Here is a 17376-nt window from a genome sequence, read left to right as displayed (position 1 = left end):
CTGAGTAAGCAGCTTACACACTATATTGCCTCTCTATCGGAAAAAGGTTCGGTTCTCTTCTTATTTTTTTTCAAACGGTTGATTGTATTAGGGTCTCTTGCTCGTCCCACACAGGGAGGTTCATGGCATATTTATGTCGAAATCTAAAAATTACAATAATCACCAGGTTAATGGAAGCGGCAAAGTCAGTTCGGAAAATTTCGAGTAGGAGCGTGTAAAATGAATATAAAAGAAAAGTTGCTATTCATAAAAGAAAATGGCTACCAAGCACCATCCGATACATTTCAATTCGTATTAGAAATGATAAATGAAATTGGTTCTTTGGATGCCCAATTACGTGATGACCTCATTTATACAACCTTATCACATTGGATTCCTGGTCAATCTCTAACCGCAAATGAACTGGAACAACTGATACCAATCATTCTCGATAATAACCATTTGCTTTTTAAGCTTGGTGAAACAAATACAGACTCCGTCTTTACCCGCTCTTTCTCCATGCTAGTCATACCTCTCCTCCTCATGAGGCATAGAGAATCACCCTTTCTCTCCAGAGAGAATATCCATGAGATAAAAGAGAAAGTATTTGACTGCGTACGAGGAGAGCGAGATTATCGCGGATATGATGAAGAAAAAGGCTGGGCTCATGCCATAGCCCATGCAGCGGATGCATTAGACGATTTAGCTCAATGTTCCGAGCTGGACAAAGATGACCTCATAACCATCCTCGATTTGGTTTACGAAAAGATGACCATAACCGATCGAATTTACTCCGATGGGGAAGATGAGAGAATGGTAACAGCCATCATTAGTATTTTGAATAGAAAAATTCTTAGCCACACTTATGTAGAACAATGGATTCAAAGTTTTGGTGATGCAAAGATGAGTTCAGAATTTCTTCCTGCCTTTAAACAAAAAAAGAATACGAAGAACTTTTTGAAGAGCTTGTACTTTCGGGTGAAATTTTACAAAGTAGATGCCGATCTCTGCCCAACCATCGAGCAGACATTATATAAAATAGAAAAAGTATACTATTCCTGATATCGTAATGAAACGAATACAAAAACAAAAAAGAAGCGGTTCTCCAGCCGCTTCTTCATCATTTCCTCATCTCATATACTAATCATTTAATCCCTTTCCATCGAGAATTTGCTGCACACATTTTTCAACCCTTGACTCACGAGTTTTGGATTGTTTAGGTGCTGAAAAATGAAGAATGTAGGCTCTTTGCCGTCCCGGCGTCAATGCTTCAAAAGCAGTTTTCAAGGCAGGGATTTCATTTAATTTATTTTGAAATTCTTCTGGGATGATATATTCTTCATGCTTTTTAAAGTCCACTTCCAAGCCGGCTTTTTCAACTTCAATGGCTTCCTGAATATAGGCCTTTATCATGGATTCCATTTCAACTATTTCTTCAATATTGGTGAACCGAATCTGACGCGCCGCCTGTACATTCTCCGTTTGTTGGATGAGAATCCCGTGTGGGTCCTTTAACAAGGCGCCTTTTTGAAACAGAAGCGCACAATATTCTTTAAATCCATGTATTAAAACGATATTTTTTTTCTCAAACGTGTAACAAGGATGCATCCACTTAAAATCTTCGGTCAGATCACAGTCAAGAACAATATTTCTCAGCTTCTCGTATTCAGCCTTCCACGTTTTCGCTTTACTTAAAAATTCATCAACTTTAGGATTCATTCTACTGGTTGTCATCAAAGAACACCCCTCTTCTACTTGGTGTCATGTCAATTTATAGTTTTGACATCATGGTATTTGTATTATTCTATCATCATGTATACAGGCTCCTTCTTTTCATGAATAAGCTCTATCAAAGTGAGGGTGATTGTTATGGATATCTATAAAAAGTGGGCTTGCCAAAAAATGATCGAATCGTCACAAAGCAATATATGGGAAGGACATTGGGCGTGTGCGGTTATCGCCTTGACTAATCTCTTGGAAGAAAAACTTGTACCTGCCAAGTTGGAAGATTTGATTCATAAAAATCTTGTCAAAATTGTAGAAGAACATGCAAACGAAGAGCAGTATCGGGAAAACAAAGAATACGAGGACTTTCCTGCTCAAATGATAAGACTGCTTGTCCAAAATAACCATGCATGCCATGCTCTTGGTCATGACGTGATTTACACGTTCTATTTGCTGAGTATGCTCTCCCGTTCCGATATTCCGGCAACTGTCGAATTGCTTGATGCCATGGGCAAAATTATTAGAAGCTTCGCAGCATCTGGTCCTGGTTATGTTACTGTGAATGGGGAGAATATCGTCATTGATCCTGACGGCATACCAAATACCAGTGTTAGATTACAGCTAACTCCGGAGCTTGTGCTTGACTTACTCCATAACTTTCAGAGACCATTGCAAATGGAGATGGGCGATATGCAGTTGGGCCATATCCTTACGCATGGTCACGCTATTGTAGAAATGAAGCAAGCTTACCGCCAATATGTAAACGACAACCTCGATTCGGCCTTTTGCACAAGAATCAACCTCTTGACCTATGCAAATTCACTTGAGAAAAATCAGGTTGAATTCGATACGGTGGTTACGGAAACCGAGTTGAATCCATTAGAACCTTCCTACTGGGAACAAGCATTAGCTGAAAGCAGGCATGGTCATTTTTATAAATACGCGAACAGTTACCTGAGACTTTGCCGATTGTCTGGCCGTGGTCCATCCGATTTTCGAGTCTTTCAACGCATTCTGTGACGAGCTACCACTATTAAAAAACACGCCCTTTTTCAGGAGGCCACTGAAGAACTTAACGATTTTTGTGATATTCATTCATTAGAGGGAAAAAATGCGACACCTGCTCCGTATTTTCGGGCAGGTGTCGCATTTTTTATGATGCAGTTTCCCTCTCTTCTTAGTCCGTCAATTTCAATATTCGCTTTAGGTTAACCGCGAATATCGCCATCGCGCCTTGTAATTCCATACCTAACAAGCCCGAGGATGTGGCTACATCATACCCGTGCCTATGCTTGAGTTCGCTATTCTTGGCTTCAATCTTGTAGCGTTCCTTCGCCTTTTCCTGGAAGTACTCACTTTCTTGAAACGCCATTTGTTCCGTGTGCTCTTCGGATTTTATCGTCACCGAGTACGTTTTGCTTTTGGCTCCGTCCTTGTAACACCCATCTTTAAACGGACACCGCTTGCATGTCTCCACATTGAAATAGTAGGTGTCGACTTGGTTCCTTCCTACGCCTTTCTTCCCTTGTCGTGCTTTGCGGATCGCCATATGCCCCGCTTTACACACGTACATGCCCGCGTCTTTATTAAACGTAAATTCATCCTCTTTCTTGCGTCCGCCTTGCGTAATCTGCGGGTTTAACTTCGCGATCAGCTCGATGTTATTTTCTTTGCTGTATGTAAGGTTGTCCTTCTCCGAATAAGCTGTATCTCCAATCACTGTCTTCACGTTCATGCCCGCTGCCTTGCTTTTCTCAATGAGTGCCTGAAGTTGCTTGCCGTCACTTTTTTCTCCCGTCGTGACCACAGCCGCTGTTATGATCCGTTCCTCGGTCAAGGCGAGATGTGTCTTGTATCCAAAAAACGAGGAATCCGCACTTTTGTGACCAACGCGCGCGTCCTGATCTTCCGAGATTCGCAATTGCTCTACGTCATCTTCGACGGTTTCTTGGAGCAGATTCAGCGGCTCCGTAATTTTAGGCAGTTGGGCGATTCCAAGCTGTGTCTGTGTGACTTCAATAAGCTGTTGGCAGTATGCGATCTCCGCTTCGAGAGTATCCACCGTATTTTTGGCGGGAAGCTTCGTTTTGAACGATTCGTCTACGGAGTAGATCGCTTTTCGTAGTTTGCGAGATCGATCCTGCAAGATTTCTCTCGGAGATTTCTGATTATAGCGAGCCTTTGTATGCGTGGCGTCCACAATGATGGCGGTGCTCTTGAGAATATCTTTCTCGACCGCCAGTTGAACCGTTTTTCCGATGAGCATGTCCAGTAGCTTTACGTCTTTCAGCCGAAGCTTACGGAACTTGGTCAAGGAACTCGGATCGATGACCGGCTCTTCCGGTGCCATATGAAGGAAGTATTTGAACGACATGTCGTACCTGGACCGCTCGACAATATCCACATCTGACAGCTCAAAGATAGCTTTGAGCAGTAGATATTTAAACATCCGCACGGGGTCGATGGCGTTCCGACCGTTATCCAGACAGTAGTTCGCTTTCAATTCGTCGTATATAAAAGAAAAGTCCACTAGTTCGTTGATCTGACGTAACATGTTATCTTTAGGAACAATCAGGTCATATAATGCCGTGTAGGGACTAAATGCAAATGAGATTTGTGGCTGGAACATGGGGTTCAACCCTTTCGCCGTAATGCTTTCATTATACAAAAAAAGGTACAGCCTCGTAAAAAACGGAGGTCTGTACCTTTTGTGCTCGAGGAGACTTTTTCAGTGCCCTCTTTTTCAGGCGTGTTTTTCTTTATTCTTATTTTCAGCATCAAGCTTACCCGCAATTTTCACTTAGAAAGCATATCATCCAAATACTTCATAACCTCTTCTCTCTTACCAGACACTTTTTCTGCACGCCTGCTATCTTTCTCTACCTTGTCCAGAGCTTGCTTTAAAATCTCTTGCTCTGCTGCTTGAGGAATCACAACGACACCATCGGCATCACCTACGACGATATCACCCGGATGGACCGTAGTTCCACCGCATGAGATCGGAACGTTAATCTCTCCCATGCCTGCTTTTCCGCTGGCGGCAACGGTCGTCCCTTTGCAAAACACCGGATAATTCAACTCTTTTATCCCCTGAATGTCACGAACCACTCCGTCGACAATGATGCCGCTAATCCCCATTGTCTGTGCCAAACCAACTACAAAATCACCAGCGATTGCCCGATACGTATCGCCTTTGGCGTCGATCACCAGAACATCTCCCGGCGTAGCCTCACGAATCGCCTGCAATACGACCTGGTTGTCACCTACAGGCATTTTCACCGTAAATGCTCTGCCTGCCACACGGTATTCCTCTTTTAATGGCTTGATCGCTGGATCCATATTGTTGAGACCTTGCATCGTGTCCGAAATGCACGTGGTTGGAACGTTTTCATATTGAGTGACAATGCTCATTGATATCTCTCCTTTAGTATTCAGTATCACATTATCTTAATAGTAACTCTTTTTGAAATAATTTAAATCATATTCCCTATTCCTTTTTTGAATACCTTGAACGGATGTGGTCATTTGCATATAACTAGCCCATGTTAAAATGAAAAAGAGACGGAAATTATCCGCCCCTTCATTCAAATCAATCCCAAGCAAACAAACCTTTGCTCTTTCCAGGGATCACCGTACTTCTACTTATGTAAACCATTAAGTGACACTTAAAAGGATCAACCGGTGTATCCAATTCGCAACCGCCGCTGTAGGAGACTCGCAGAGGCTGCCTGTGCTTTTACTACATTGCTAACAGCCTGATAATACAGTTCATCATCTTCTACTGTTGTTTCTGGTATCGGAGGTTCCTCGTTTGTACTACTAGGTACCTCCCATTTATCCTTGTTCTCCTACCTAACTGTACCTTCCGATATACCTAAATGATCGGCTATGTCCTTCAGCTTAATTTCATCACTGGACTGTTCTCATATCTCCAACGCCGATTCGGGTCTCTCGTTCTCGCCACTACATGATCACCACCTCCATTGTTTCAGTTGTTTTGCAATAGAAAAAAGCATCACTAGGGTGCTATGCACTTTTTCTATCTTCCATTTTTTTAGAGCTTGGCCAGATACCTGTCTGATGTAATATATTCGAAATTATACCCGCTAACAGAGTATTGGATAGAGATACTGCCAAAGCGAAAAGCGAAAGGGCGTCACCATATTTACTTGGAATAGCTGGTTCTTGCATCCCAAGAAAAATACTAACAATTATCCCTATAATCAAAACAATAACGATCAACAAATCAAGAAAGTTTGTTCGATGCAGCTTCTTTTGTAACCATATTTCTTCTGATTCTAGGATTATCGATTTAGAAGAAAACAGAACAGTAATAATCGAAGTGAAAAGAGAAATACTTCCAAATACAATTGATAATTTAAATGTTTCATCTATTAGCTTAAAAACACCCAAAGTTATAAAAACAAAAAACGTACCTATTTGGATAAGCTTTATTACTGTTTTCACGGTTCAATAATAAACTCTTCGTTAATCTTTGAATGAATAAAAGCAATAAAATGAAGCAGTTCAATAATTTCTTCTTTATATAGTACTCCCGTTTCTCCTCTTTCCATACTAATTGCGTGAGAAAAAGCTATCCGAGGTGTTGCTGTTTCATCATTCTTATGAATAAACGTTGTTCCGTATAAAATATTACTATTTAAATCCATAATATACTTGACTGCTTCATCAGTTGTTTCTTCAGGTATTTTGATAATTGATGGGACAGTAATAAGTATCACCTTAAGTTTTTCATGAACGAAAAGATATACTCTGAATGCCTTAGAATCATTTAACTTAACCAGTAATGAAAACCCTGCTTTCTCCTCGAGTACTTTAAAATCGTTTAATTCCATCTCTAATAATACTTGCTCTAATTGTTTGTACAAATTCATTATTAATCCCTCACATATGAGTAAAGTTCATCGTCTACTATATACGAAATGTAGTAACTCCTTCTATACTATCTAACTCTCCGTCTGATACACCGTAGTGTCTAACTCCGATAATTTGATTTTTAAAATGTTCTTTTAAAAAAGTCCTAGTTAAACTAACAACATCACAATATAGTTCCTGATCTAATTGCTCTGGAAACATAAAAAGCATTTTTTGGGGCGTAACGTCTAATACAAATTGCTTGTTATTATGTATAGCTATCGCATTTTCATAATTAGAATTACGATAGTTAAGGCCAAAGTGTTTTTCGCTCTGTTTTATTAATTCATTGTAGTCAAAGTCCCTATCAAAAATAAGAGCAAAAGATTTTGAATCATTCATCATTTTTGCTCCCTCCAAAAATTATGCCATGTATTTTATTCGTGAATGAGTTGTCATATTTTTTTTCCAAAGTAATGATATTTTGATCAAATGTCGCAAACTTAAATATTTCTTGATGTGTGACACTGGCTTTATTCCAATTCACATGTATGCGAGTTAAATCATTCACAATCCAAATCTGATCTTCTTCATAGATATAACAATTTATTACTTCGACTCTTTTCTCAAAAGTATAGTATTCTTTCCCCCAAGCAACTAATGCTTGATTCTCTCTGTTTTCCAAAATGGCGATTTGTAACTTCTTATGTTCAATTGACTTCATATTGTTCTTATATTTCAAGAAATGTTCCATAATACTCCACCGATCTAATTGAACTTACTCGTATCATACAACATTTTCCTAAAGTTTCCTATTGCATTCTTTTCATTAATGTAAGTTTTGATTTTTATGTTCCATCATTATCTCTATACGTAACAAATCACAAAAAGATAACAATTTTTATGATTTTTTAAAATTCGTATGGGCTATTGTAGCGGTAATGAAACCAAAAAGTTCTATCACATAAAAAGAACTTCCGTATGACAAAAATAGAATTTCAACTGATCCACATGGCAATAAAAATAGATATCAGCAAGCATTGTTACTGCACTGAAAATTCCTCGTAAAAACTTTGCACTAACGTAAAAATCATAAGAAATATATTGGCAAGAAGTATGGAAAAGACATCCAATTGTACAGCGTCAATCGTAAACCACGTTTCGTTCACACTTAAAACTAACCCCATCACAACCTCCAATCATCCCAATTACTTGCAATTCATTTATACTAATCCAATTTTTACATTCGATAAAAAGTATTATCTACCACATAACAAATTAAAATAGCCTATCCCACAAGGAAAAGGCTATTTGAAAAGCGCTCTGATATTTTTCTTTGCGCCCGAGTGACAAGTGTTTGTATGTGCTTTTGATGATCTTTAGTAGGCGAGCTGTCTCCGCTAATGAAAAGCACTCCCCATATGTTAGTACATAGCACCCCCATTCGCACTTTGTAAGATTGAATATAGCATCTTCCAATTGAAACCTCTGCCACTCTATCAGATTACACGAGCTACCTGGCTGTACTCCGAGAGACGAATACTTGCTTGTATGTATACCGGCATCAATTTTTCACATTCATACTCAGCGCTCCGATCAATTCCCCGTTTGTTCTCTGGCATGCGCCCTGACCCCACTCACTCAATAACAAATTCAGTACTGCTGATCATTTCGCCGATGAGTTGTCGCTCCTTTTTTTTGCATCACCATTGCTGATGATTTTTTTGTCTATTTTTCATCAAAGCTTCTTCAAACCGAACCACTCGATTCTGAATCCTTAGTGTCCTTCATTTGACTTTGTGTGCGTGCCAGTGCTTTCATAGTCCCTTTGTCTTTAGTAAATCGTGCACTATACCCCCTCCCCAATGCGTCTGTTTACGTGCTTTACTAATTGTATTCAAGGAACTGCCGTCTTCATGTGTCACCCATCAACCGTTTAATTTGATTGATCGTCATTACTTTAGTCGGTCTTGCAGGTTCTGGTTTCTGGCACGTAGTACGTGTTAATCTGGCGCCCTCCCGTATCTCAGTATCCGGGTTGAATTAAAAAATCTTGCATAGATGGTGAGCATAAAGAACTTGTTTCGGAAGAAGATTTCGAAGAAGTTGCTATTTTTATAAAGAAACGCTTGATATACCGCGAGAAGACCAATGTCTACTTTCCGTTTACTGGCATTCTAAAATGCGCACGCTACGGAAGTCCCCTCCAGGTTGAGAAAATAAATAAGCAAAAGCTTCGAAATTACCGCTTTTACTGATGCTGGCCTTATCTTGAATTTGAACACAAGAAAGCAATAATGCAAAATAATTTCATTAAAACGAATGAAGAGGCGGAAATAATCCGCCCCTTCATTCAAATCAATCCCAAGCAAACCTCTGCTCTTTCCAAGGATCACCATACATATTATACCCGTTCTTCTCCCAAAACCCTTGCTTGTCTTTCTCCATAAACTCAATCCCACGCACCCACTTGGCGCTCTTCCAGAAGTAGAGATGCGGAATGACAAAGCGCAGCGGCCATCCGTGCTCAGGCGTCAAGTCTTCACCGTTATGCTTGGTAGCAAACAGATTCCCAGCTTTCATGAAGTCGACCAGCGGAATGTTCACAGTCCATCCGTGCTCTGCGTGCAGCATGACGTACTTCGCTTCCGGCTTCACCTTTACCAGCTTCAGTACTTCTTCTACGGGAATGCCTTCCCATTCATTGTCCAGCTTGCTCCAGCCTGTGACGCAGTGAATATCGTTGGTCGTGCCGCCTTTTGGCATAGCCATCATTTGCTCATAGGTCAGTGTTACTTCCTCTTCGACTAGACCGAAAAGGCGAAAGCTCCACTCCGTAGACAGGTCTGTATATTCAGGAACATCCCCGTAGTGCAAGACAGGAAAACCTGTCGTCTGCTTTTGATTAGGCGGGATACGATCTCGCTTGGTGTCTGACGATGGATTGAAAAACATGCGTCCACTCCCTCGATTGTCAGTCTCTTATTTTCCAACCCGCAAAAGGGCGTGATCTACCTTGATGCACATGTCCTGCACAACCTCGATGCCTTGATCTGCAACCAACTTGGCAGCTTCTTCGTTGGCAATACCTTGTTGCATCCAGAATACCTTTGGCTTGTTCTGCATTTTCAATGCTTCCTCTGCAACAGGCATCATATCTTCGCTGCGGCGGAACACATTGACGATATCCACTTGCTGGTCGATCTCAGACAGGCTGGCAAGCGCTTTTTCACCCAAAACCGTTTCACCTGCGATGACAGGATTGACCGGGATGATGGTGTACCCCGCATGCTGCATGGCTTGCGCGACCATATAGCTGGTGCGATCCGGCTTGTTGGACAGACCTACTACTGCGATTGTTTTTGCATCCTCCAGCAGTTGACGACGTGCTTCGTTAGTTGGATTTTGTGCCATATGAAAACACTCCTTTTATAATAAGTGTTGAATTACCTATGATAATTAGGATTCACTGCGACTGGAAACGAATTCAACGATGGTCCGCGTCATCGCACCGGTACCACCTGCTGGCTGCATGTCGCCTGCGCTTGCTGTGTAAGCCGTACCCGCGATATCCAGATGCACCCATGGTGTCTCGCCAACGAATTCCTGCAGGAAAACACCGCCGATGATGCCATGACCATAACGTCCACCCGAGTTTTTCAGATCAGCAAAGCGGCTCTTGTTCAGGCTGCGATACTCATCGAAGGTCGGGAGCTGCCACAAGCGCTCACCCGCTACGTCTGCTGCTTTCATCAGCTCATCCATCAGTGCTTTGTCATTGGTCATGGCGCCAGAGCAGAAATGACCGAGCGCAACCACGATACCTCCTGTCAAGGTAGCGGCATCTACCAGGCAGGACACTCCTTGCTTTTTTGCATAGGTGATGCAATCAGCCAGCACGAGGCGACCTTCTGCGTCTGTCGTAATAATCTCCACCGTTTTGCCACTCATGGTCGTGATGACATCGCCTGGACGGAATGCCGTTCCGGATGGCATGTTTTCCACAGTACCGACAACCGCGAGTACGTTTACTTTCGGTTTAATTTGGCCCAGTGCCTCGAGCGCCCCGATCATCGTAGCCGCTCCACCCATATCCGACTTCATGTCTTCCATACCTGCTACCGGCTTAATGGAGATACCACCTGTATCGAATGTCACGCCTTTGCCTACCAAGCCAATGACGTCATCCCACGTGTCTCTTCCTTGATATTTGACGGCTACGACATAAGGCTCAAGCTCGCTGCCCTGAGCCACAGAGAGGACGCCGCCCATTCCCAGCTCTTCCAGCTTCGCTTTTTCGAGGACTTCCACAGTCATCCCGTAGCGCTCTGCTACCGCTACCATCGCATCCTTCAAAGCACGCGGAGTCAAGTAGTTGGCTGGTTCATTGACGAGTGTACGCGCCAGGTTTGTCCCGGATACAAGAGCCGATCCGCGCGCAACACCTGCCTGTACCAACGCGGCATCGCCATCTGCTGACAAAATCCGCACAGCTGCCACCGGGTCCGACTCACGCTTTGGCTTTTGTCGGTAGCCCTCGTAGTTGTATTCAGCAAGGCCAAATGCTTCCGTCACTGCCTGTGCCAGACGATCTGCACTCAAATGCTCGGTGGTTGGCAAATCGATTACGACCGTTTTGCCGTTGCCTTTTCCCACCACTGTTTTGGCTGCACGTCCCCATGCATTCCGGGCTGCGACGAAATCAAATTTGCCTGGATCACCCATCCCAACGATCATCAATTTTTTCGCGGCTACTTGATTCATTCCGTGTACAACCGTAATTTCTTTAGCCTCGCCTGTGAGTTCCTTGTCCTGCTGCAAGCCACTCAGGGTGCCTCCAAAAGCTTCGTCCAGCTCCGGATAAACTTGAGAAATCTCCTCGCCCTTCCATAGTGGGATAATCAGCTCATCACACGCGATATTCACGAGCTGCAAGCGTTTTTCTACTGCTACTTTCATATACTCTTCCCTCTTTCTCTGTGGTAGGATACAATATGGGCACATTTGTTTAGTGCGATGTGTCGACATATAAGCGCAAGGATGGAAACGTCATGGCTTTTGCCTCTGTGTACGAAACGACATCCGTCTCTGGCAATACTTTCTCGCATTCATCTATGTAACGAAGAACTCTTGTTACGTCTAGCCCCCAATGAACGGGCTGGTAACGGGTTAAATACTTTCGTGCATTGCCTAACATCCAGCGAGCACCTTTTATATTGCCGTATTCTTGGTGATAAAGTCCAACTGACAATTGCAGCAATCCTTGCAAAAACTTGTCTGACTTATCTTCCATCCAGATGTCTTCCAACAGATCGTGGCATTCGTAGTATTCTCCATCATTGAACTTTTCAATGAACTGTAAATACTGCTCGGGATACCCCATGGATGCATGCCTCCGTTTCGAACCTTCCGTCTTCATGGTAACACAGATTGGCAGTGACTTTACATCCAAACAAAAACTTCACGGATTAAGACAACGCCCTTCTGTTACAATAATCCTAGAGATAAGCGCACAGTAGAAAGGAATGGATTTTCCGTGGCGGATTTTTTTGACAACTTTCCTTTATGGGCTGCACTTCTTGCCATAGGGATTGCCCAATTTATCAAAATACCCCTCCATTTTTTCGCAACGAAAACGTGGCAATGGTCACTGCTCATGAGCACGGGCGGTATGCCTAGCTCCCACTCCTCTGCCGTGACGGCGCTGTCTACAGCCGTGGGACTGCGCGAAGGCTTCGGCAGCAATATGTTCGCTATTTCCGCCATTCTCGGTGTGATCGTGATGTTTGATGCCGCAGGTGTTCGCCGCCATGCCGGTATGCAAGCCGTCGTCTTAAATAAGCTGGTAGATGAATTCAACCATCTGTTAGAAGGAATGAAATCGTTAAAAGTACGCCCTAACCAGGAAAAAGCGAAAAAACTGAAAGAGCTTCTCGGTCATCAACCTATCGAAGTATTGATCGGTGGTTGGCTAGGAGTTATGGTCGCGCTATTGGTACATCCGTTGTTTTAAGATGCTTCCTCAGGGGGGACTCGCATGCGTATCGTTTCCATTTGTCCCAGCAATACGGAAATCCTGTATTACTTAGGCCTGCATGAGCATGTCGTCGGATTGGATGATCACTCTGACTGGCCGCAGGAATGGCAGCATCTCCCCAGGGTCGGACCCGATTTGACCATCGATATGGACCTGGTCGCTGCCCTCCAACCGGATCTGGTCGTAGCATCACTCTCTGTTCCTGGCATGGAGAAAAATATTGAGGCTCTGCGCGATCGCAGTATCCCTCATATCGTTCTGAACCCTTCCCGGATTGGGGAAATCGCCCAGGATATCCGACTCGTAGGCGAGGCGACAGGTACAACGAGGCAAGCCGAGCAGCTTGCGGTCCACTTTGACGAAACCATCGAAAGCATTCGACAAAAGGCCGCGAAGTACGATCGCCGCCCGAAGCTGTACTGGGAATGGTGGCCGAATCCCATCTATACGCCCGGCCAGGAAAACTGGTTGACAGATGTCAGTGAAATCGCGGGTGCCACCAACATTTTCGCAGACTATCCTGTCGCCAACGTCAAGGCTACGCGGGAAATGGTCATGGAGCGCAATCCCGATCATATTTGCGTCGTCTGGTGCGGGATTGAGCTGAAACGAATCAAGTCGGACATGATAACGAACCGCCCTGAGTGGACGAACATGACCGCGATTCGAAGCAATCAGGTCCACTTGTTGGAAGAAGGCCTGTATTGCCGACCTTCTCCTCGCATTCTCGAAGGACTGGAGAAGCTGGTTGATTTGATTCATACATAATGTAAATACAAAAAACGTTCAAAGCCTATGCCTTGAACGTTTTTTCCTTGTTTCTTCCATGCCACCGCTGTGGCATCTATTGGTTTTAGGTCATATACTATTCAGTTTGCTGTCGTCCACTGACGGGTTCCGCCATGGCCGCGATTCCTTTTTCATTCAAGCTATTCAAAAAAGCTTCTGTTACTTTGCCTTCGCCTTTTTTTACGATATACACGTCTACCGATTTTTTCCCCCATTGCGAGAATACGTCCTGCTTGGTCTCGAAATAAAGGTCAATCTTATGGCCGCGAATCGCTCCACCCTTGTCAGCTACCACGCCATATCCATATCCGGGAATGTAAAGAATCGTCCCCAGTGGGAAAACACGCAAGTCAGCGGCAATGGTGGAATAGTCGTCTCTACGAACCTTTACACCCGAATAGGTAATTCCATAGGACGGGTGAGATGGATTTTTGCCCGTCGACTCGTATCCGGCATAGTAGCCAGTTGCTACCACACGTACTTTTGGATATTGATCATGGAATACATCGGCTTTATCAATCACTTGAGTAAGGGAGCTGGCTGATACCGTCCGTTTTTTGACGACATGCTGTCCCTCTTTCGTTTCCCTGATTCCAAAAGTGGATGATGCACTGCGCTCTTCCACCACATTATAGCTGTATCCATCGCTTGCGAAGGCCGTCAAGACCAGAATGAACAGCGCGACGATACTTACGAACTGCTTCCTATTCATTTCTTGGAAAACCTCCTCTCGTTTCTAGTCATGTCCCGATGAGGAGGAAAGTATACACAAATTTTGGTTGATTACAGGAATATTCAGTAAGTTGCGCCCATTGCCAATCAAATACCAAAAGAAAAACAAGCCCGAAACGAAGGCTTGTTTGTGCTTGTTTTAAAACATCCGATATCCTTTTTTGCGAAGCGTTTGAATGGTCCAGCCACTCGCCACTGTACCTGCCATACCGCAGCCCAGAATGAGCGCATCCCAAATGCCTGGTACGATTTGTTGATAGACAAGCGCCCCTACAACTACACCAACGCCGATCACAACAGGAAACCATGTCGTTTTCAAAATCATGTTTAAAATAAACCCAATGCCAAACCCTAGCACGGAGAACAGAACAATGGATACCATAAATTGCATCAAGTTCATCGACGAAAAAGACCTCCTGCCACCTTCTCCACCTTTTGCCACGATATCGGCAAATACAGGAAAGACGGGCTATTTTCGGTATTAAGTGTAGCAAAAAGGCGAGGGATCGGTCAATACGGGAAGCCTGCTGTGTGTGTTGCAAGCCTCACAGAAAAAACCGCCGATGCATTCGCTTCGACGGTTCTCTATGCTACACTCATTCATTATTGATGGGAAGAAACAGGGTCCTTCTGAGCTTCCTGTGTACCGGCTCCATCACAGTTAGGGCAATTTTCCGAGCCCCCCAGGAGCAGTTGAAAATACCCTTGGCCGTTACAGTACGGGCACTGTTCTTGTTTTTGTCTCATGTTGAGCTCCCCTTTCGGTATACATGCGCGAGAACTAATTGCATGTATTTTCAGATTATTTTGATGTATCTAACTATATCAGAATCCTCCCTCGGTTCACAATGCAGTTCATGCAGGAAAATGAATAAAAAAACCGCAATGTAAGCGGAAACATCGCGGTTTATCTATCTTATTCGCAGGATTACTTAAAGATTTTATAAGATGTGTATTGAAAAACGGGATCGATAGCAAACGATTGCCCTGTCATTCCTTGCTCTCGCTTGATATAGTCCGGCAATATTATTTTCAAATAGGTAGAAGAAAGCGGGTCATGAAGCAGCTCTTGAATCGACATGAATCTCGCCTCGGCGATCTCCCCTTCCTGCGGGCGAGGCTCTCCACCTGCATAATCCATCCAAAAAACAACCATATTGTCGCTAATCGATTCCCGGATGACTCCTGATCGAATGCCCGCTACTTGACGAACGACCGCCTCGACACCCGTTTCTTCCAGCACCTCACGCACTGCCGCTTCATCTACGGTCTCGCCTTCCTGCACGAATCCCGCAGGAAACGACCATTGACCCTTCAGTCCACTGTACGTTTTTTTGACGACCAACGCTTCTTCCCCGCGAATGACGATCCCGCAGGCTCCTAGCCAAACCTTCCCCTCGCGCATCCTACTCGCTCCTCCCTTGTATGAAACGAAACCCCCGGCTCTTCTTCGCCGGGGGTACTCTCTCAATCATCCTCGTCATCCAGGAGCCCATTATCGATCATGTAGCGCAGATTTTCCCGATCCCTTTCGCGGCCCTTTTCCTTGAGCCGATCGATGGCAGGCAGGATGAGAATATCTACTTCACGCTGTACATGCCATGCCAAATCGTGTCGCCCCTGTTCCTCCAGAAAGGCGCCCACTTCCATCATGGCGTTGTACCGGTCCATCTCTTCGCGGACCATAAGCCCTCTGACTTGAATGCTCGCATGACGCATCGTTTTACAGCTTTACTTTCTTCAAGGCGAGTCCAACCCCGCCGATTTTATACAAATAGCGGAGGTCGCTCGCTTTTTTCATCATGGCTGCTGTGCTGCCGAACAGCTTTTTCGAACCAACTTGCCCGATTCCCTCGCCTTTGCCTAGTGAAGCCAGTGTTCCTTGCAGGTGCGGTGTGAATTTTTGCGGGAGATCGCCACGGACCAATGCCGCCAGGTTATCACCTAAAGTCTCGCCTTCCTGCACAGCGATTTGCGCCGTTGGCGGGTAAGGACGTCCTTCCTCGTTAAAGATCAAGGCACAATCTCCTACGACAAAAACATTCTCATGACCAGGCGCACGCAAATATTCGTCTACCTTGACGCGACCGCGCATGACTTCGAAGCCAGCTTTTTCCACGATGCTGTTGCCGCGCACACCTGCTGCCCAGACGACCGTCTTCGATTTGATTTCTTCTCCCGTAGCCAGCAGCACGCCATCCGGGGTACACTGCTTGATTGGTGTTCCAATTTTGAACTCGATGCCTTTTCTCTCCAATACATCCATTGCGTATTGGATTAGCTCTGGATCAAAACCTGGCAAGGCAGTTGGTGCTGCCTCAATGCAGTAGACTTTTACCAGTTCTGGATCGACATCAAATTCTCGGCACAGTTCCGGCAGACGATCGCCAAGCTCTCCGCAAAACTCGATGCCAGTAAAGCCAGCTCCACCCACAACAAACGTGAGGTAGTCCGTACGATCCGGCTCATTTTTATATTTGGAAAACATGTACTCAATGTGCTCGCGAATATGGCGAACCGCGTTGATGCTGCGAATGCTGAACGCATGCTCCTTGAGTCCTTCGATGCCAAACGTCTCAGGCTCGCTGCCCAATCCGATGACGAGGTAGTCATAAGGCAGCACATCGCCATTGTCGAGCGTGACCGTCTGCTCCTCTGGCTGAATCGCTTGCACCGTTCCTTTGACAAAATTCACTTTGTCCTTGTTCAAAATGCCGTCCAGGCTGACGCGGGCGTGATCCGCTGGAGCCGTACCTGCCGCTGGCTCATGCAACCAAGTCGTGATGTAGTGATAGTTGTGCTTGTTGACCAAGGTGATATCTGCTTCATTGTAGTTGAGCTTTTTCTGGAGCTGCAACGTAGTGAGCAAACCACCATATCCGGCGCCGAGAATCAGGATTTTGGGTGTACCCATCATTATCCCTTCCATTCATGTATAATGTCATTGTTTTTGGTAACAAAAGGAAGATTGTGCGATTTTTCACGTGGTCTGGTACGTATTAAGATGCCCCAATCCACTAACTGTGTAGTATCGGAATTATTGCCCTATGATGCCATCCGAACCACTCTGTGAAAAAATGCACAAAGTCTTACAAAGAAAAATGTGACAATTTCTTTACAGTCATCCTCATCTTATCGGCTACCGATTGGATTTGCAAGGTTTTTTTGCCTATCATCTTTCGAATTTTCTCTCCAGTTTTTCCACTTGTATGGGTTATAATGGTTGAGGAGTTCGCTTA

General features: G+C 44.4%; 21 protein-coding genes and 2 pseudogenes. 4 read left to right on the top strand and 19 right to left on the bottom strand.

What is annotated here, in order from left to right; genetic code table 11:
- Window positions 1-219 precede the first annotated feature (219 nt).
- Window positions 220-1041 carry a DUF2785 domain-containing protein gene (locus tag AB1L17_RS17325; protein ID WP_412845979.1) on the top strand — a complete coding sequence of 274 codons (822 nt, stop codon included), beginning with the start codon at window positions 220-222 and terminating at the stop codon, window positions 1039-1041.
- A 78-nt stretch (window positions 1042-1119) separates the two neighbouring features.
- Here AB1L17_RS17325 and AB1L17_RS17320 read toward each other — a convergent pair whose 3' ends face one another.
- Entirely contained in the window at window positions 1120-1713 is a 594-nt protein-coding gene (locus AB1L17_RS17320) for a YdeI/OmpD-associated family protein (protein ID WP_412845980.1), read from the bottom strand.
- Between the two features lie 135 nt (window positions 1714-1848).
- On the opposite strand from AB1L17_RS17320, the gene AB1L17_RS17315 reads away from it, so the two are divergent.
- On the top strand, window positions 1849-2724 hold the full coding sequence (locus tag AB1L17_RS17315; protein WP_412845981.1) for a hypothetical protein: 876 nt from the start codon (window positions 1849-1851) through the stop codon (window positions 2722-2724).
- Window positions 2725-2881: 157 nt separating this feature from the next.
- On the opposite strand, the gene AB1L17_RS17310 is transcribed toward AB1L17_RS17315, so the two are convergent.
- The 12 genes and pseudogenes from AB1L17_RS17310 to AB1L17_RS17255 form a co-directional block, all read right to left on the bottom strand.
- Entirely contained in the window at window positions 2882-4333 is a 1452-nt protein-coding gene (locus tag AB1L17_RS17310; protein WP_412845982.1) for an IS1182 family transposase, read from the bottom strand.
- A gap of 167 nt (window positions 4334-4500) precedes the next feature.
- Window positions 4501-5115 (bottom strand): RraA family protein, encoded by a 615-nt coding sequence (locus AB1L17_RS17305; protein WP_412845983.1) that lies wholly within the window; start codon window positions 5113-5115, stop codon window positions 4501-4503.
- A gap of 269 nt (window positions 5116-5384) precedes the next feature.
- Window positions 5385-5486: pseudogene (locus tag AB1L17_RS17300) on the bottom strand (DNA translocase FtsK); the annotation flags it as partial.
- 66 nt (window positions 5487-5552) lie between these two features.
- Window positions 5553-5618: pseudogene (locus AB1L17_RS17295) on the bottom strand (phage terminase small subunit-related protein); the annotation flags it as partial.
- A 112-nt stretch (window positions 5619-5730) separates the two neighbouring features.
- Window positions 5731-6171 carry a hypothetical protein gene (locus tag AB1L17_RS17290; RefSeq protein WP_412845984.1) on the bottom strand — a complete coding sequence of 147 codons (441 nt, stop codon included), beginning with the start codon at window positions 6169-6171 and terminating at the stop codon, window positions 5731-5733.
- Entirely contained in the window at window positions 6168-6599 is a 432-nt protein-coding gene (locus tag AB1L17_RS17285; RefSeq protein ID WP_412845985.1) for a hypothetical protein, read from the bottom strand. Before AB1L17_RS17285 ends, AB1L17_RS17290 begins: the two co-directional genes overlap by 4 nt.
- Window positions 6600-6636: 37 nt before the next feature.
- Window positions 6637-6984, bottom strand: coding sequence for a hypothetical protein (locus tag AB1L17_RS17280; RefSeq protein WP_412845986.1), 348 nt, complete (start codon window positions 6982-6984; stop codon window positions 6637-6639).
- On the bottom strand, window positions 6974-7333 hold the full coding sequence (locus AB1L17_RS17275; protein ID WP_412845987.1) for a hypothetical protein: 360 nt from the start codon (window positions 7331-7333) through the stop codon (window positions 6974-6976). The genes AB1L17_RS17280 and AB1L17_RS17275 overlap by 11 nt, the downstream gene beginning before the upstream one ends.
- 1604 nt (window positions 7334-8937) lie before the next feature.
- Window positions 8938-9534, bottom strand: a complete 597-nt coding sequence (locus AB1L17_RS17270; RefSeq protein ID WP_412845988.1) for a sulfite oxidase-like oxidoreductase — start codon at window positions 9532-9534, stop codon at window positions 8938-8940.
- Window positions 9535-9561: 27 nt separating this feature from the next.
- The gene (locus AB1L17_RS17265; protein ID WP_412845989.1) at window positions 9562-9993 is read right to left on the bottom strand and encodes a CoA-binding protein; all 432 of its coding nucleotides are present in this window, start codon (window positions 9991-9993) and stop codon (window positions 9562-9564) included.
- Window positions 9994-10038: 45 nt separating this feature from the next.
- Window positions 10039-11538 carry a leucyl aminopeptidase gene (locus tag AB1L17_RS17260; RefSeq protein ID WP_412845990.1) on the bottom strand — a complete coding sequence of 500 codons (1500 nt, stop codon included), beginning with the start codon at window positions 11536-11538 and terminating at the stop codon, window positions 10039-10041.
- A gap of 49 nt (window positions 11539-11587) precedes the next feature.
- A complete protein-coding gene (locus AB1L17_RS17255) occupies window positions 11588-11962 on the bottom strand; it encodes a DUF309 domain-containing protein (RefSeq protein ID WP_412845991.1) in 375 nt (124 codons plus the stop codon).
- 153 nt (window positions 11963-12115) lie between these two features.
- Here AB1L17_RS17255 and AB1L17_RS17250 point away from each other — a divergent pair, with 153 nt between their 5' ends.
- Window positions 12116-12592: a divergent PAP2 family protein gene (locus tag AB1L17_RS17250; protein ID WP_412845992.1), complete on the top strand. Its 477-nt coding sequence runs from the start codon at window positions 12116-12118 to the stop codon at window positions 12590-12592.
- Between the two features lie 24 nt (window positions 12593-12616).
- Entirely contained in the window at window positions 12617-13384 is a 768-nt protein-coding gene (locus tag AB1L17_RS17245; protein ID WP_412845993.1) for a cobalamin-binding protein, read from the top strand.
- A gap of 97 nt (window positions 13385-13481) precedes the next feature.
- On the opposite strand, the gene AB1L17_RS17240 is transcribed toward AB1L17_RS17245, so the two are convergent.
- The 6 genes from AB1L17_RS17240 to AB1L17_RS17215 all read right to left on the bottom strand — a co-directional run bounded on the left by AB1L17_RS17240 (window position 13482) and on the right by AB1L17_RS17215 (window position 17051).
- Window positions 13482-14117, bottom strand: coding sequence for a 3D domain-containing protein (locus AB1L17_RS17240; protein WP_412845994.1), 636 nt, complete (start codon window positions 14115-14117; stop codon window positions 13482-13484).
- A gap of 159 nt (window positions 14118-14276) precedes the next feature.
- A complete protein-coding gene (locus AB1L17_RS17235) occupies window positions 14277-14537 on the bottom strand; it encodes a YuiB family protein (protein ID WP_106653608.1) in 261 nt (86 codons plus the stop codon).
- Window positions 14538-14740: 203 nt separating this feature from the next.
- Entirely contained in the window at window positions 14741-14884 is a 144-nt protein-coding gene (locus AB1L17_RS17230) for a YuiA family protein (RefSeq protein WP_412845995.1), read from the bottom strand.
- A gap of 181 nt (window positions 14885-15065) precedes the next feature.
- Window positions 15066-15542 carry an NUDIX domain-containing protein gene (locus AB1L17_RS17225; protein ID WP_412845996.1) on the bottom strand — a complete coding sequence of 159 codons (477 nt, stop codon included), beginning with the start codon at window positions 15540-15542 and terminating at the stop codon, window positions 15066-15068.
- Between the two features lie 62 nt (window positions 15543-15604).
- On the bottom strand, window positions 15605-15856 hold the full coding sequence (locus tag AB1L17_RS17220; protein ID WP_412845997.1) for a hypothetical protein: 252 nt from the start codon (window positions 15854-15856) through the stop codon (window positions 15605-15607).
- Window positions 15857-15860: 4 nt separating this feature from the next.
- Window positions 15861-17051, bottom strand: coding sequence for an NAD(P)/FAD-dependent oxidoreductase (locus AB1L17_RS17215; RefSeq protein ID WP_412845998.1), 1191 nt, complete (start codon window positions 17049-17051; stop codon window positions 15861-15863).
- Between the last annotated feature and the right edge of the window lie 325 nt (window positions 17052-17376).

Origin of the sequence: Brevibacillus jepli (genome assembly GCF_047229145.1) — a bacterium.
GTDB lineage: Bacteria > Bacillota > Bacilli > Brevibacillales > Brevibacillaceae > Brevibacillus.
This window is presented reverse-complemented; position numbering and strand designations above follow the sequence as displayed.

What these genes read in the sequence shown, in the direction of transcription:
- AB1L17_RS17325 (WP_412845979.1), top strand. Translation starts at nt 220, where the DNA reads ATGAATATAAAAGAAAAGTTGCTATTCATAAAAGAAAATGGCTACCAA.
- AB1L17_RS17320 (WP_412845980.1), bottom strand. Translation starts at nt 1,713, where the DNA reads ATGACAACCAGTAGAATGAATCCTAAAGTTGATGAATTTTTAAGTAAA.
- AB1L17_RS17315 (WP_412845981.1), top strand. Translation starts at nt 1,849, where the DNA reads ATGGATATCTATAAAAAGTGGGCTTGCCAAAAAATGATCGAATCGTCA.
- AB1L17_RS17310 (WP_412845982.1), bottom strand. Translation starts at nt 4,333, where the DNA reads ATGTTCCAGCCACAAATCTCATTTGCATTTAGTCCCTACACGGCATTA.
- AB1L17_RS17305 (WP_412845983.1), bottom strand. Translation starts at nt 5,115, where the DNA reads ATGAGCATTGTCACTCAATATGAAAACGTTCCAACCACGTGCATTTCG.
- AB1L17_RS17285 (WP_412845985.1), bottom strand. Translation starts at nt 6,599, where the DNA reads ATGAATTTGTACAAACAATTAGAGCAAGTATTATTAGAGATGGAATTA.
- AB1L17_RS17280 (WP_412845986.1), bottom strand. Translation starts at nt 6,984, where the DNA reads ATGATGAATGATTCAAAATCTTTTGCTCTTATTTTTGATAGGGACTTT.
- AB1L17_RS17275 (WP_412845987.1), bottom strand. Translation starts at nt 7,333, where the DNA reads ATGGAACATTTCTTGAAATATAAGAACAATATGAAGTCAATTGAACAT.
- AB1L17_RS17270 (WP_412845988.1), bottom strand. Translation starts at nt 9,534, where the DNA reads ATGTTTTTCAATCCATCGTCAGACACCAAGCGAGATCGTATCCCGCCT.
- AB1L17_RS17265 (WP_412845989.1), bottom strand. Translation starts at nt 9,993, where the DNA reads ATGGCACAAAATCCAACTAACGAAGCACGTCGTCAACTGCTGGAGGAT.
- AB1L17_RS17260 (WP_412845990.1), bottom strand. Translation starts at nt 11,538, where the DNA reads ATGAAAGTAGCAGTAGAAAAACGCTTGCAGCTCGTGAATATCGCGTGT.
- AB1L17_RS17255 (WP_412845991.1), bottom strand. Translation starts at nt 11,962, where the DNA reads ATGGGGTATCCCGAGCAGTATTTACAGTTCATTGAAAAGTTCAATGAT.
- AB1L17_RS17245 (WP_412845993.1), top strand. Translation starts at nt 12,617, where the DNA reads ATGCGTATCGTTTCCATTTGTCCCAGCAATACGGAAATCCTGTATTAC.
- AB1L17_RS17240 (WP_412845994.1), bottom strand. Translation starts at nt 14,117, where the DNA reads ATGAATAGGAAGCAGTTCGTAAGTATCGTCGCGCTGTTCATTCTGGTC.
- AB1L17_RS17235 (WP_106653608.1), bottom strand. Translation starts at nt 14,537, where the DNA reads ATGAACTTGATGCAATTTATGGTATCCATTGTTCTGTTCTCCGTGCTA.
- AB1L17_RS17230 (WP_412845995.1), bottom strand. Translation starts at nt 14,884, where the DNA reads ATGAGACAAAAACAAGAACAGTGCCCGTACTGTAACGGCCAAGGGTAT.
- AB1L17_RS17225 (WP_412845996.1), bottom strand. Translation starts at nt 15,542, where the DNA reads ATGCGCGAGGGGAAGGTTTGGCTAGGAGCCTGCGGGATCGTCATTCGC.
- AB1L17_RS17220 (WP_412845997.1), bottom strand. Translation starts at nt 15,856, where the DNA reads ATGCGTCATGCGAGCATTCAAGTCAGAGGGCTTATGGTCCGCGAAGAG.
- AB1L17_RS17215 (WP_412845998.1), bottom strand. Translation starts at nt 17,051, where the DNA reads ATGGGTACACCCAAAATCCTGATTCTCGGCGCCGGATATGGTGGTTTG.